We start from the raw sequence: 12,245 nt of genomic DNA, 5'->3' as shown, positions 1-12,245 counted from the left end.
TACGTTCCTCAGGGCAGGACGATCAGAAGCGCGTAGCGGACGGGATCCGCGCCCGGGCAGCGGAAGCGCGAGCGCCCCCAGAGGCGGAACCGCAGACAGTCCCCCGCCGCCAGCTCGTGCGTACGGCCGCCCTCGGTCACCTCGAGAGCGCCCTCCAGCACCCAGATGTGCTGCTCCATGCCCGGGACCGGAGGCCCGTCGTACGCGATGTCCGCCCCGGGGCGCAGCACCCCCTCGACGACCTCGCCCCGCAGCCCCGGGTGCGGGGGCGACACCGAGCGGCGCGTGAACCCCGCGGAGTCGTCCCGCCACACCGCCTGGCGTCCGGCGCGCACGACCAGCGGCGGCTCGGTCTCCACCTCCGCGAGGAGCTGGGACATCGTCCGTCCGTACACCGCGCACAGCTTGCCGAGCAGGACCGCCGTCGGGCTCAGTTCCACCCGCTCCAGGCGGGACAGCGTCGAGCGGCTGACGCCCGTACGGCCCGCCAGCTCCTCCAGCGACCAGCCGCGCTCCGTCCGCAGCTCGGCGAGGCGGCCCGCCAGGCGGGCGTCGAGCTCGCTCGGTTCGGATGCGGACTCGGAGGCGGAGGCGGATGTGGGCTCGGAGGCGGATCGGGATCCCATATCCGAGAATGTATCTCAGATATGGGATCCTCTTCTACGGTGCCAACCTGCTGAACGCCACCTCGAAGCGCTCCACCGACACCACCCGCTGGCCCTCCCGTTGCGCCGACTCGTCCCGTACCTCGGCCGCCCGGTCCTCACTGGCCACCAGCGCCGCCTCGTCCTCCCACAGGGTCAGCGACCTCGCCTTCCCCGTGGCGCGGTCGACGAGGTAGTACGCGCCCCGGAAACCCGGAAGGTTCTCCACCAACTGCACGATCGCCTCCGACTTGGCGGCCAGATCCCCCTCCGGCGGCACCGGTGACCCCTGGTACGTGCTCAGCCTCGCGTACATCGACGGCAGTCCTTTCCTCGGCTTCAGGACCAGAGTGCGACGTGGGACCGCGGGCCGCATGCCGGGGCGGCCGCGCGGGACAATGGGGGCGAGGGGGGCGAGACAGGCCTGCGGAGGGCCTGAGGAGGCGGAGGCCGTGGCGCCGTACATAGCCGTGACCGCCCTGAGCCATGCGGGGCTGCTGCGCGACCACAACGAGGACAGCCTCGTCGTGGGGCCGTGGACGCTGTGCGCGACCGTGACCGAGAGCCCCCAGACGATGCTGTTCCCCCTCGACCGGCCGCTCCTCGTCGCCGTCGCCGACGGTCTCGGCGGACAGCCGGCCGGCGAGGTGGCCAGTGCGCTGGTCGTCCGCCGGCTCGCCGCCCTCGGACCCGAACTGGTCGGTACGGAGACCATCGGCGAGGCCCTGGACCTGTGCAACCGGGCCGTCTACGCGGCCGCCGACGGCCGCCCCGAGCTGGCCACCATGGGGACCACCATCGCGGGCACGCTCGTCCTGGAGGAGTCGCTGCTGTCGTTCAACGTCGGCGACAGCAAGGTGTTCCACGCGGCACGGAACGGACTGCGCCAGATCAGCGTGGACGACAGCCCGCCGCCCGCGCCCGGGCACCGCACCACCTCGGCCGTCACCCAGACCCTCGGCGGCAGCCACGCGTACAACGCCGTCGAGCCCCATGTCGCCGCCTTCCCCCTGGCCACGGGCGACCGCTATCTGGTGTGCAGCGACGGGCTGACCGACCCGGTGCCCGACGAGGAGATCGAGGGACTGCTGCGGGTGCACGACGACGGCAAGGCGGCCTTCGAGCTGTGGAAGGCCGCCATCGAGGCCGGCGGGCCCGACAACATCACCCTCGCCCTCGTCCGGATCGGGGAGTGAGCCCTACGCGGGCTTCCGTTCGGGCTCGGGCTCAGGCTCGGACTCGGGCTCCGCCAGGAACTCCGCCACCGCCAGCGCGAACAGCAGCGAGAGCGCCAGACCGAGCACCACCCACCCCGTCGGGTAGCTCCAGAGGATGTACGTCAGGACCGCCGCGGCCACCAGGATCCAGGTGATCCACGTCCGGTGGCGGGCGACGAACGGGCCGACCGGGCCCGTGCGCATGCCCACGTGGTCGGCCGTCGCCCGCGTGGCAGCGATGCCCGAGTGCCACAACTGGCGGACCACCGTGGCGTATCGGCCGGGGCCGGAGAGCCAGGCCGCGAGGGCGAGGACCACACCGAGGACGATGACCATCCGGATCGTCATCCGCAGGAGCCGGATCATGGCGTCGTAGACGGAGCCGGCGGCGGCCTGCGAGACCGTGTCGGGCAGGGCGTTGAGATAGACCGTACGGAAGACGGTCAGGCCGATGCCGAGGATCAGGGCCGCGGCGGCGAAGCCGAGGGCTCCGGCGATCAGGGAGCGCCGCCGGTGCGCGGAGAGCAGGACACCGGCCGCCGCGAGCAGGACGGCGATGACCGGCAGCCAGAGGCCCATGAGTTGCAGCAGCCGGAAGCCGGTCTTCACCTTCCCGATGTCGTCGGACTTGAGGACCGTGAAGTCGGTGTGCACCTCGGGGATCTTCTCGGCGACCGTGAGGCCGGACTCGACGAGGCGCTGCTTGACCCGTTCGATGACCGGGGCGAGGTCGAGCGTCACCGTGTCGTTCTTGATCTCCACCGCGCCTTCGCCGCTGCCGGTGAGGGCGCGGACGACCGAGGTGTGGATCGCGCGGTTGGCGTCGGTCCAGACCGTCTCGAAGGCGTCCGAGGCGACGATCTCCTCCGCCTTGTCGTGGACGAAGCTCTGGACCGCACCCTCCAGGGAGTTCCCGAGCCGGCCCAGGGCCTTCTCCAGGAGCGGGCGCTGCTCGGGCGCCACGCCCTCCAGGAGATCCTTGAGGTCGATGTGCTCCATGACGGCGCCGGTGACCCGGTTGGCGACGGCGGCCTGGACGTCCGGGTCGGAGGCGAGCGGGGCGACCGTGGCGACGTACCGGTCGGTGTCGCCCACCTCGTCGGCCGTCCAGGCGGCGACGATGCCCAGCGGGGCGAGGATGCACCCGAGGACGATCAGCAGTGCGGCGAAGAAGGAGCGCAGCCGGTGGCGGCGCACGGGCGGCCGCGCGGCCTCCGCCTCCAGGGCGGCGACCCTGGCCCGCAGAGCCTCCAGCTCGCCGCCGGCGCCGGGGGTACTCATCGGCGCACCGTCTCGTCGGTCTTGAGGTCGTCGACGCTCTCGTCGAAGTCGTCGACCTCGTCGGGGCAGTACACCTGGAGCACGATCCGCTCGACGGCGACCGCCTTGCCGTCGGCGATGACGGGCCGCGAGCCGGGGCCCGTGGCGCCGTTGGAGAGCTGCTGGAGCCGGTGGAGGGCCTTCGTCAGGGCGCTGCCGGGGTCTTCGCAGACGGCGCCGCCGTCCGTGCCGAGCAGTCGCTCGGTGGTCTCTTGGTCGGGCACCGGATAACCGCCTTTCGTCAGCTCCTCGGCGAGCTCGTTCGCCTTGGCGGAGGTCTGGCTGTCGCGTCTCACGGCGCTGTACTGGACGAGGCCGACGATCACCATGCCGACGAGGACGGCGATCGCACCGAGGTAGATCCACTTGTGCTGGTCGGCGAAACGGGTGGGGCTCATGAGGCGCCCCTCTCGGCGATGCCGGTGCCGGTGGGGTCGGACGCGGCAGCCGTACGCCAGCTGGGCTTGCGGAACTTCAGGAACAGCCAGGGGATCAGCAGGCCCAGGACGACCAGGCCGCCGCCGATGAGCAGGACGTACGACCAGATGCTGCCGCTGCCGAACTGCGAGGGCGGGACGAAGCCGATGGCCAGCGCCGCGAGCGAGGACAGCAGGCCGACGGTGCAGATCAGGCCGAGCGCGGGGGCCCGGTACCCGCGCGGGTGGTCGGGCCGGGTCTTCCGCAGCCGGACGGCGGCGACGAACATCAGCAGGTAGACGATCAGATACACCTGGGTGGTGATCGTCGAGAAGATCCAGTAGACGCTCGACACGTTGGGGATGAGCGCGTACATCAGGGCGATGGCCGAGGTGACGACGCCCTGGGCGACGAGGATGTTCTGCTGGATGCCGAACTTGTTGAGCTTCTGCAGGAACGGCGGCAGATAGCCCTCGCTGCGGGAGATCTCCAGCAGGCCCTTCGAGGGACCGGCCAGCCAGGTCAGCATGCCGCCGAGGGCGGCCGCGATCAGCATGACGGCGGCGATCGGGGTCATCCAGCCGACACCGAAGTACGAGAAGAACGCCTGGAAGGCCTGCATGACACCGGCCGTGAGGCTGAGCTTGTCCGCCGGGACGACCCAGCTGATCGCGAGCGCGGGAAGGATGAAGATCAGCAGGACCATGCAGACGGCCAGGAACATCGCCTTCGGGTACTCCTTGCCCGGGTTCTTCAGCGAGGAGACGTGGACCGCGTTCATCTCCATGCCCGAGTACGACAGGAAGTTGTTGACGATCAGGACGAGGCTGGCCAGGCCCGTCCACTGCGGCAGCAGATGACTGGTGGTCATGGGCGCGGCCGAGGGGTTGCCCTGGGCGAGGAAGACCATGCCGAGGACGACGAGGACGGTGCCGGGGACGAGCGTGCCGATGATCAGGCCCCAACTCGACAGCCCCGCGAGGGCTTTCGTACCGCGCGAGGAGACCCAGACGCCGGTCCAGTACAGGACCATGATGACGATGGCGGTGTAGAGGCCGTTGGCGGCGAGCGCCGGATCGATGACGTACGCGATGGTGGAGGCGACGAACGCCAGCAGGCTCGGGTAGTAGAAGATCGTCATCGCGAACTGGCACCAGATCGCGAGGAAGCCCAGCGGCTTGGAGAGGCCTTCGGAGACCCAGCGGTACACGCCGCCGCTCCAGCCGGAGGCGAGCTCGGCGGAGACCAGGGCGGTCGGCAGCAGGAACACGATCGCCGGGACGAGGTAGAGGAAGACGCAGGCCAGCCCGTAGACGGCCATGGTGGGGGCGGCGCGCAGGCTGGCCACGGACGCGGTGGTCATCAGGGCGAGCGTCAGCCAGGTCATCGTGGGGGCGGCCGGTCTGCGGACGGCAGGCGGCTGAGCCACCTGCCGGGGCACGTCGGCGGGGAGGTCCATGGACGTCATGCGCTCTCCGCTCTGCTGAACGTTCCTCTGAAACAGGACGAATCAGCCCAATTCTGTGATCGGCCGATGCGTTTGTCGCTCCGAGCCGACGGCATCACCCGGCTGCCGCAGCACCGGGACGCGGGCGGCGGGCCCCTGTCGTACGATCGCGGGCCGCGCGATCATGGAGGCATGACTCATGGGGGCCTGACACCTTCGGGCATGAAGCCGCGTTGCGCCGTACTCGACGACTACCAGGGCGTCGCGCTCTCCTCCGCCGACTGGAGCCCGCTCGCCGGGCGCGTCGACGTACGCGTGCTGCGCGAGCACCTGACCGACCGGGACGCGCTCGTCGCCGCGATCGAGGACTGCGAGATCGTCGTCGTCATGCGGGAGCGGACGCCGCTGGACGCCGAGGTGCTGAAGCGGCTGCCGCGACTGCGGCTGATCGTCACGTCCGGCATGCGCAACGCCTCGATCGACCTGGCCGCCGCGGCCGGCCTCGGGATCACCGTCTGCGGCACGGCCAGCAGCTCCGAGCCGCCCGCCGAGCTGACCTGGGCGCTGATCCTGGGCCTCGCCCGGCACGTACGCACCGAGGCGCAGGCGCTGCGCGACGGCGGGCCGTGGCAGTCGACGGTCGGGACGGACCTGGCCGGGCGGACGCTGGGGCTCGTGGGCCTCGGGAAGATCGGCGGCCGGGTCGCCCGCGTCGGTCTCGCCTTCGGCATGGACGTCCTCGCCTGGAGCCCGAACCTGACGGAGGAACGGGCCGCCGAGCACGGGGTCGCGCTCGCGCCCGGCAAGCGGGAACTGCTGGAGCGCAGCGATGTCGTCTCGCTGCACATGGTGCTGTCGGACCGCACCCGGGGACTGATCGGGGAGGCCGAACTCCGCGCGATGCGCCGGTCCGCGTACCTGGTCAACACGTCCCGCGCGGGCCTCGTCGACGGCGAGGCCCTGCTGCGGGCGCTGCGGGAGGGCTGGATCGCGGGGGCCGGCCTCGACGTCTTCGCCACCGAACCACTGGCGGCGGACGACCCACTGCGCTCCCTGCCGAACGTCCTGGCGCTGCCTCACGTGGGGTACGTGACGGAGGGCAACTACGGGCGGTACTTCGGGGAGGCGGTCGAGAACATCGAGGCGTACGTCGCGGGGTCGCCGGTACGAACACTGGGGTGACCCCGAGGCGGGGCCACCCGGAGGGCTACGGGGTGGACTGGCTCGCGCTCACCAGGGCGAGGAGTTCGGCGTCCGTCAGGCCCAGGGTTCGGGCCTCCGTCACGAGTGCGTGGACGTGCTCGAGGAGCCGGGCGCGGTCCGGGGTCGGGGCGTCCGGGACGACGACCGCGCCGCGGCCGCGGCGGAGTTCGATCAGGCCCTCCTCGCGCAGGCGCTGGTAGCCGCGCAGGACGGTGTGGACGTTGACGCCCAGCGAGTCGGCGAGCTCCCGGGCGGCCGGGAGCCGTTCGCCCGGGGTCACGGAGCCGTCGGCGAGGGCCCCGCGCACGCACGCGGCGATCTGGTCGCCGAGCGGCACGGCGGAGGCGGGATCGACCCGGAACAGCATGGTCAGAGCCTCCCACGCCGCTCGGCCAGCGTGTTCAACAGGGCCGCCGCCGTCCGCGCGTCGGACACGGTGACCGCGAACTCCCGGCCGCCCTCCCGGCGTACGACCAGACCCTCCCCCGAGCGCAGCACCATGCCCGTACGGTGCGCACGGACGCGGTAGCCCCAGCCACCGAACTCCGCCAGGGCGTCGATCTCCCGGGCGCTCGCGCTCGCGACCTCGTCGAGCGGGACCCGGACACGGGGCCAGGGCGCGAGCGCCGGACGCAGGGTCAGCCCGCGCCGGTCGACCGTGACGCGCACCTGCGCCAGGCCGAGGACGAGCACTCCGGAGACGCCCAGGACGAGCCCGACCGGCCATGGCGCCAGGAGCAGCAGCACCGGCCCCGCCGCCGCCAGCACCGCGCCGAGAACGGCCATCGGACGCGAGCCCGTACCGCGTGACCAGCCGGCGACCTCGCTCGGCCCGAGCGGAAGCGTCTCCACCGGCTCCTCCCGGGCCGCGGGCGCGTCCTCCGGTACGAGCCGGGCCAGCGCCCACCCCACGAGCGCCGCGATCGCACCCACGCCCGCCGCGACCGTGAGGTCGGCGAGCGGCGAGACGACATCGGCCGCCTGCGTCGCGTCGAGGTTGTCCCGTACGAGCAGGACCAGCAGCGTGCCCAGGGCGCCCGCGGTCAGCCACGCGCCCCAGAGCGCGCCGCGCCGTACGAGCAGGGTCCAGCCCGCGCCCAGGGCGAGCAGCAGACCGGAGCCGACCAGCGCGAACGCGGTCAGGCCGGTCCAGCCGTCGGCGCGACCGCTCGCCGAGAAGTGGGTGGCGAGTGGGTCGGGCAGCCGGTCGCCCGCCACTCCGAGCAGGGTCAGTTGGAGCGCGAGCGCGAGCAGGAACGGCAGCGCGGCGAAGGCGCGCAGGCGGGTCGGGATGCGGTTCATGGAAACCCCCAGACGAAGACTTGTTCGCACTCTACTAGAACAATGCGTTCTACGAGTGGGAGATGCGCGCCCTGCTCACAGCTCCGCCAAGGGCGCCGGGGCGAGTGACGGCGGGGCGGCCGTGTGGGACGGTGGACCTATGCCCGTACCCGTGATCCTCGACTGCGATCCCGGTCACGACGACGCCTTCAACATCCTGCTGGCCGCCGCCCATCCAGCCGTCGACCTCCTGGCCATCACCACCGTGGCGGGCAATCAGACGGTCGAGAAGACCACCCTCAACGCCCGCCGGGTGTGCTCCGTCGCCGGGATCCGCGGGGTGCCGATCGCGGCCGGCCGGGACCGGCCGCTGCACGGCACGCCGCTGGTCGGCGAGAACATCCACGGCGGCTCGGGGCTCGACGGGCCCGGCATCGGGGAGGGGGAACCGGACGTCCCGCAGGACCCGCGCGACGCCCTCACCCTGATCCGGGACACCCTCCTCGCGCAGCCCGCGCCCGTGACACTCGTCCCGACCGGACCGCTGACCAACATCGCCACGCTGCTGCTCGCCCATCCGGAACTGACCCAGCGGATCGAACGCATCGTGCTGATGGGCGGGTCGACCGGGCGCGGGAACACCACCCCGGCAGCGGAGTTCAACATCCTGTGCGACCCGGAGGCGGCGGACATCGTCTTCAGCAGCGGGCTGCCGATCACGATGTTCGGACTCAACGCCACCCATCAGGTGCGGGCGACCCCGGACGTCATCTCCCGCATCGCGGCGCTCGGCACCCCGCTCGCCCGGCTCTGCATCGGGCTCCTGACCTACTTCGCCGCCACCTACCGCGAGGTCTACGGCTTCGACGCACCGCCGCTGCACGACCCGCTGACCGTGGCGCATCTGATCGACCCGTCGCTGATCAGCCTGGTGCGGGCGCCGGTGACGATCGAGCTGACGGGTACGTACACACGGGGCGCGACGCTCGTGGACCTGGACGGCGTGACGGGCCGGCCGGCCAACGCGGACGTGGGCATGGAGGTCGACGTCCCCGGCTTCTGGGACCTGATCGTCGAGGCGGTACGGGTGCTCGGCGAGCGGGCCTGACCTCCGGCTCGCCGCACGGCCCTACTCCCAGCCCGGGCCTGCTCCTCGCACGGTCCTACTCACCGCCAGGACCTCTTCCCCGCCGGGACCTATTCCCCCGCGCAGTCGTGGGCGCTCGCGTCCACGCTGACCCGGTCCAACAGGCCGCGCAGCACGGCCTGTTCGGCCTTCGACAGATCGGCGAAGAGCTCGCGCTCCGCCGCACTCACCGCCTCCTCGACGCGCTGCAGCGCCGTCGCGCCCGCTTCCGTGATCTCCACGATGTGCCGTCGGCGGTCGGCCGGATCCCGACGCCGTTCCGCGAGCCCATCCCCCTCCAACTCATTGAGGATGGCGACGAGTTGGCTCGGGTCGACCTCCATCACGGCGGCCAGCTCGCGCTGACTCATCGCTCCCGGGGCGAGCTGCATCAGCGTCATCGCGTGTCGCGGATGCAGTCCGGCGACCCCGAGGGCGGCCCGGATCCGCGCACCGGTGAGCTCGCCGCGGAAGGAGAGGAGAAAGCCGAGGCTGTCGGTCGGTGAGGCTGCCATACCACTCACCGTAACAGCGACTCCATTGTGGAACCAGATCAATCGTTGATACTGTTCAACGATTCGTCCCCACATATCGTTGGAGTCTCACTATGTTCATCGCCTATGCCGTCGTCGCCGCACTCCTCGCCTTCGCGCTCTCGGCCTCCGCCTTCCTGACCTTCACGCGCAACCCGCAGATCACCGGGAGCATGACCAAGCTCGGCGTGCCCGAGTCCTGGCTGCCGTGGCTCGCGACGGCCAAGGCGGCGGGGGCGATCGGCCTGCTGGTGGGCCTTGCGGTGGCCCCGCTGGGCGCGGCCGCGGCGATCGGCGTGACGCTCTACTTCGCGGGGGCGGCGATCACCCACATACGGGCGAAGGACTACGCGATGGCACCGGTGGTCGTCCTGACGCTGCTGGCGGCCGCCGCCCTGGTGCTGCGACTCGCCTCCGCCTGACCCGACCCGCAGACACCGACGAGACGAAACGTCTTGCGAAAGGGTGGGCGACCCTTTACCTTTCAATGGAACGAGACGTCTCGTCTCGCGTCACTGAAGTCCAGCGAAGGATGCCGCCCTTGTTCCGTGTCCAACTCACCGACGTCACCAAGCGCTACGACGACCGGCTCGTCCTCGACCGGGTCTCCCTCACCGTCCGCCCCGGCGAACGCGTCGGCGTCGTCGGCGACAACGGCTCCGGGAAGTCCACCTTCCTCCGGCTCCTCGCCGGCCTGGAGCAGCCCGACAACGGCACCGTCGCCGTCGACTCCCCCGGCGGTCTCGGCCACCTCGCCCAGACCCTGGACCTCCCCGGCACCGCACGCGTCGGCGACGCGGTCGACCTCGCGCTCGCCGACGTACGAGAGCTGGAGCGGGACATCCGCGCGGCCGAGGCGGGGCTCTCCGCACTACCGGCGACCGAATGGGGGTCCCCCCAGGGCGAAGCCCTAGGGGGAAAGTACGCCGCCCTCCTCGCCGCGTACGAGGCACGCGGCGGGCAGGACGCCGACCGCCGGGTCGAGACGACCCTGCGGCAGCTCGGCGAGCGCGAGCCGCTCGACCGCGACCGCCCGCTCTCCACGCTCTCCGGCGGGCAGCGCTCCCGGCTCGCGCTCGCCGCGACCCTGGCCGCCGACCCCGAACTGCTGCTCCTCGACGAGCCGACCAACGACCTCGACGACGAGGCCGTCGCCTGGCTGGAGGAGCGGCTGCGCACACACCGGGGGACGGTCGTCGCCGTCACCCACGACCGGGTCTTCCTCGACCGGGTCACGACCGCGGTCCTGGAGGTGAACGGCGAGCTGCGCACGATCCGCAGATACGGCAACGGCTACGCCGGCTATCTGACCGGCCGCGCCGCCGAACGGGCCCGGTGGGAGCGGGAGTACGAGGAGTGGCGGGCGGAGCTCGCCCGGTACTCGGCCCTCGCCGACGCGAACATCGACCGCTTCTCCGCCATCCCGCGCAAGGCCCCGTCGGCCTTCAGCGGGGCGGGCGCCTTCCGCGCCCGGTCACGGGCGCACGGCGCGATGAGCCGTATCCGGGCCGCCCGGGAGAAGCTCCAGCGGCTCACCGAGAACGCGGTGGCGGCGCCGCCGGAGCCCTTGCGGTTCACAGCGGACATCGAGGGCCGGGCGGGCGCGGTCGCGCTGACCGACGTACGGGTGGAGGGCCGGCTGCGGCTGGACTCCCTGCACCTGGCCCCCGGCGAACGCCTCCTGGTCACCGGCCCGAACGGCGCCGGGAAGACCACGCTGCTCAAGGTTCTGGCCGGCGAACTGGCCCCGGACGGCGGGACGGTGACGACCCCGCCCCGGGTCGGGATGCTCCGCCAGGACTCCGAGCTGCCGGACGACCCCCGTACGGTCGCCACGGCCTTCGGGGAAGACCGGGAGGAAGAACTGCTACGGCTCGGGCTCTTCGGCTCCGCCGACCTGTCGACGCCCGTACGGGAGCTGTCGACGGGCCAGCGCCGCAAACTGGAGCTGGCCCGCCTGGTCACCCGCCCCGCCGACCTGCTCCTCCTCGACGAACCGACCAACCACCTGGCCCCCGGCCTCGTGGAGGAACTGGAGGCCGCACTCGCCCACTTCGCGGGCACGCTGGTGATCGTCACCCACGACCGCCGCATCCGACAGGGGTTCCGCGGCCGCCGGCTCGAACTGGCCCCGGCCGCCGTCGAACCCGCTCGTGGCTAGTGGGTAGTGGCTAGTGGCTGCGGCCGGTCGTGGAGCCGAAGCCCAGCCAGGTGTGGCGGTTGCCCCACCAGCACCAGCCGACCTTCGGGGCGTTGCGTCGCTCGCGGCCGTCCCGCCCCGTGCCGTTGCTGATCCAGATCGCCGGGGTACGCGCGTCGAAGGCCCCGTTCGCCTTGCGCAGCCGGGAGCCGATGGTCATGAAGCAGCGGTTGCGCTCGAGGGCCGCCGGCTGCTGGAGCACCCAGTGGATGCCCTCGGTGAGCAGCAGCGGGGTGCGGCCCTCCTTGGTGAGGGCGGGCAGTGCCTCCTCCGGGCTCCAGTTGGCCATGTGGTCACCGCGGTCGACACCGGTGACCAGATAGAGGGGACCGTCGGGCAGTTCGACGGCGCAGGGGGCGAAGTCGTCGACGTCGGGCATGTCGACGACGACGAAGCCGGGCTTGTCGTCGCGGCGGAGCAGCGGTGCGAGCGCGGAGGCCGGGACACGGTCCGGATGGACGGCGAGCAGGGTGCCGCCGTCCGCGCTGCCGCCCTCTTCGGTGCCGGTGCCTCCGCTGCCGCCCTCTCCGCTGCCGACGGCGGCAGCGAAGGCGCGCAGCTCTTCGGCGGGCATCCCCGCCAACTCGTGCACCCCCAGCGCGATCAGGCGTTCCGCCTGGTCGGCGAGCGACGGGAGCGGCGGCACGGTGGTGGCGGAGGACGACGTCTCGGGCAAGGTACTCCTCGGTTCCCGGTGTGGAGCTGCGGACCTGAGGTCAACGGGGCGGCCGGCGGGGGAGTTGAACCCCCCCCCCCGACCCGGTCACGTGCAAATCGGCCCCCCCCCCGGCCCCCCCCCGCGGCCCCGCCCCGCGGGGCCCCCCCGGCCGCCGCCCCCCGCCCCCCCCCCTGTCTCT

At 72.2% G+C, this 12,245-nt stretch carries 14 protein-coding genes; 5 read left to right on the top strand and 9 right to left on the bottom strand.

The annotated features are described in order from the left end of the window. Positions 1-8: 8 nt before the first annotated feature. Both ACFV9D_RS19050 and ACFV9D_RS19045 read right to left on the bottom strand, forming a co-directional pair. Positions 9-626 (bottom strand): helix-turn-helix domain-containing protein, encoded by a 618-nt coding sequence (locus ACFV9D_RS19050; protein WP_385147038.1) that lies wholly within the window; start codon positions 624-626, stop codon positions 9-11. Positions 627-660: 34 nt separating this feature from the next. Next, positions 661-960 carry a hypothetical protein gene (locus ACFV9D_RS19045; RefSeq protein WP_385147035.1) on the bottom strand — a complete coding sequence of 100 codons (300 nt, stop codon included), beginning with the start codon at positions 958-960 and terminating at the stop codon, positions 661-663. Positions 961-1,042: 82 nt separating this feature from the next. Between ACFV9D_RS19045 and ACFV9D_RS19040 the strand changes: the two genes are divergently transcribed. Further along, positions 1,043-1,840, top strand: coding sequence for a PP2C family protein-serine/threonine phosphatase (locus ACFV9D_RS19040; protein WP_385147032.1), 798 nt, complete (start codon positions 1,043-1,045; stop codon positions 1,838-1,840). 3 nt (positions 1,841-1,843) lie between these two features. On the opposite strand, the gene ACFV9D_RS19035 is transcribed toward ACFV9D_RS19040, so the two are convergent. The 3 genes from ACFV9D_RS19035 to ACFV9D_RS19025 are packed head-to-tail and all read right to left on the bottom strand — an operon-like array spanning position 1,844 to position 5,066. After that, on the bottom strand, positions 1,844-3,142 hold the full coding sequence (locus tag ACFV9D_RS19035; protein WP_385147029.1) for a hypothetical protein: 1,299 nt from the start codon (positions 3,140-3,142) through the stop codon (positions 1,844-1,846). After that, positions 3,139-3,579 carry a hypothetical protein gene (locus ACFV9D_RS19030; protein WP_385147027.1) on the bottom strand — a complete coding sequence of 147 codons (441 nt, stop codon included), beginning with the start codon at positions 3,577-3,579 and terminating at the stop codon, positions 3,139-3,141. The genes ACFV9D_RS19035 and ACFV9D_RS19030 overlap by 4 nt, the downstream gene beginning before the upstream one ends. Continuing rightward, a complete protein-coding gene (locus tag ACFV9D_RS19025; RefSeq protein ID WP_385147024.1) occupies positions 3,576-5,066 on the bottom strand; it encodes an APC family permease in 1,491 nt (496 codons plus the stop codon). The genes ACFV9D_RS19030 and ACFV9D_RS19025 overlap by 4 nt, the downstream gene beginning before the upstream one ends. 201 nt (positions 5,067-5,267) lie before the next feature. Here ACFV9D_RS19025 and ACFV9D_RS19020 point away from each other — a divergent pair, with 201 nt between their 5' ends. Next, positions 5,268-6,227 carry a D-2-hydroxyacid dehydrogenase family protein gene (locus tag ACFV9D_RS19020; protein WP_385147021.1) on the top strand — a complete coding sequence of 320 codons (960 nt, stop codon included), beginning with the start codon at positions 5,268-5,270 and terminating at the stop codon, positions 6,225-6,227. 25 nt (positions 6,228-6,252) lie between these two features. Here the strand turns inward: ACFV9D_RS19020 and ACFV9D_RS19015 are convergent, their stop codons facing one another. Further along, a complete protein-coding gene (locus ACFV9D_RS19015) occupies positions 6,253-6,615 on the bottom strand; it encodes a GntR family transcriptional regulator (protein ID WP_385147018.1) in 363 nt (120 codons plus the stop codon). Between the two features lie 2 nt (positions 6,616-6,617). Continuing rightward, the gene (locus ACFV9D_RS19010; RefSeq protein WP_385147015.1) at positions 6,618-7,550 is read right to left on the bottom strand and encodes a DUF1648 domain-containing protein; all 933 of its coding nucleotides are present in this window, start codon (positions 7,548-7,550) and stop codon (positions 6,618-6,620) included. A 139-nt stretch (positions 7,551-7,689) separates the two neighbouring features. On the opposite strand from ACFV9D_RS19010, the gene ACFV9D_RS19005 reads away from it, so the two are divergent. Further along, positions 7,690-8,637 carry a nucleoside hydrolase gene (locus ACFV9D_RS19005; RefSeq protein ID WP_385147012.1) on the top strand — a complete coding sequence of 316 codons (948 nt, stop codon included), beginning with the start codon at positions 7,690-7,692 and terminating at the stop codon, positions 8,635-8,637. An 89-nt stretch (positions 8,638-8,726) separates the two neighbouring features. On the opposite strand, the gene ACFV9D_RS19000 is transcribed toward ACFV9D_RS19005, so the two are convergent. Next, a complete protein-coding gene (locus tag ACFV9D_RS19000) occupies positions 8,727-9,170 on the bottom strand; it encodes a MarR family winged helix-turn-helix transcriptional regulator (RefSeq protein ID WP_385147010.1) in 444 nt (147 codons plus the stop codon). Between the two features lie 92 nt (positions 9,171-9,262). Here ACFV9D_RS19000 and ACFV9D_RS18995 point away from each other — a divergent pair, with 92 nt between their 5' ends. Together ACFV9D_RS18995 and abc-f are read left to right on the top strand one after the other, a co-directional pair. Then, positions 9,263-9,610 carry a DoxX family protein gene (locus ACFV9D_RS18995; RefSeq protein WP_385147007.1) on the top strand — a complete coding sequence of 116 codons (348 nt, stop codon included), beginning with the start codon at positions 9,263-9,265 and terminating at the stop codon, positions 9,608-9,610. Positions 9,611-9,720: 110 nt separating this feature from the next. Further along, positions 9,721-11,349: a ribosomal protection-like ABC-F family protein gene (gene abc-f / locus ACFV9D_RS18990; protein WP_385147004.1), complete on the top strand. Its 1,629-nt coding sequence runs from the start codon at positions 9,721-9,723 to the stop codon at positions 11,347-11,349. A gap of 10 nt (positions 11,350-11,359) precedes the next feature. Here abc-f and ACFV9D_RS18985 read toward each other — a convergent pair whose 3' ends face one another. Next, positions 11,360-12,064, bottom strand: a complete 705-nt coding sequence (locus ACFV9D_RS18985; protein ID WP_385147001.1) for a DUF5701 family protein — start codon at positions 12,062-12,064, stop codon at positions 11,360-11,362. Positions 12,065-12,245 lie beyond the last annotated feature (181 nt).

Source organism: Streptomyces sp. NPDC059875 (assembly GCF_042731085.1).
In the GTDB taxonomy this organism is placed as follows: domain Bacteria; phylum Actinomycetota; class Actinomycetes; order Streptomycetales; family Streptomycetaceae; genus Streptomyces.
This window is presented reverse-complemented; position numbering and strand designations above follow the sequence as displayed.

What these genes read in the sequence shown, in the direction of transcription:
- ACFV9D_RS19050 (WP_385147038.1), bottom strand. Translation starts at nt 626, where the DNA reads ATGGGATCCCGATCCGCCTCCGAGCCCACATCCGCCTCCGCCTCCGAG.
- ACFV9D_RS19045 (WP_385147035.1), bottom strand. Translation starts at nt 960, where the DNA reads ATGTACGCGAGGCTGAGCACGTACCAGGGGTCACCGGTGCCGCCGGAG.
- ACFV9D_RS19040 (WP_385147032.1), top strand. Translation starts at nt 1,043, where the DNA reads ATGGGGGCGAGGGGGGCGAGACAGGCCTGCGGAGGGCCTGAGGAGGCG.
- ACFV9D_RS19035 (WP_385147029.1), bottom strand. Translation starts at nt 3,142, where the DNA reads ATGAGTACCCCCGGCGCCGGCGGCGAGCTGGAGGCTCTGCGGGCCAGG.
- ACFV9D_RS19030 (WP_385147027.1), bottom strand. Translation starts at nt 3,579, where the DNA reads ATGAGCCCCACCCGTTTCGCCGACCAGCACAAGTGGATCTACCTCGGT.
- ACFV9D_RS19025 (WP_385147024.1), bottom strand. Translation starts at nt 5,066, where the DNA reads ATGACGTCCATGGACCTCCCCGCCGACGTGCCCCGGCAGGTGGCTCAG.
- ACFV9D_RS19020 (WP_385147021.1), top strand. Translation starts at nt 5,268, where the DNA reads ATGAAGCCGCGTTGCGCCGTACTCGACGACTACCAGGGCGTCGCGCTC.
- ACFV9D_RS19015 (WP_385147018.1), bottom strand. Translation starts at nt 6,615, where the DNA reads ATGCTGTTCCGGGTCGATCCCGCCTCCGCCGTGCCGCTCGGCGACCAG.
- ACFV9D_RS19010 (WP_385147015.1), bottom strand. Translation starts at nt 7,550, where the DNA reads ATGAACCGCATCCCGACCCGCCTGCGCGCCTTCGCCGCGCTGCCGTTC.
- ACFV9D_RS19005 (WP_385147012.1), top strand. Translation starts at nt 7,690, where the DNA reads ATGCCCGTACCCGTGATCCTCGACTGCGATCCCGGTCACGACGACGCC.
- ACFV9D_RS19000 (WP_385147010.1), bottom strand. Translation starts at nt 9,170, where the DNA reads ATGGCAGCCTCACCGACCGACAGCCTCGGCTTTCTCCTCTCCTTCCGC.
- ACFV9D_RS18995 (WP_385147007.1), top strand. Translation starts at nt 9,263, where the DNA reads ATGTTCATCGCCTATGCCGTCGTCGCCGCACTCCTCGCCTTCGCGCTC.
- abc-f (WP_385147004.1), top strand. Translation starts at nt 9,721, where the DNA reads ATGCCGCCCTTGTTCCGTGTCCAACTCACCGACGTCACCAAGCGCTAC.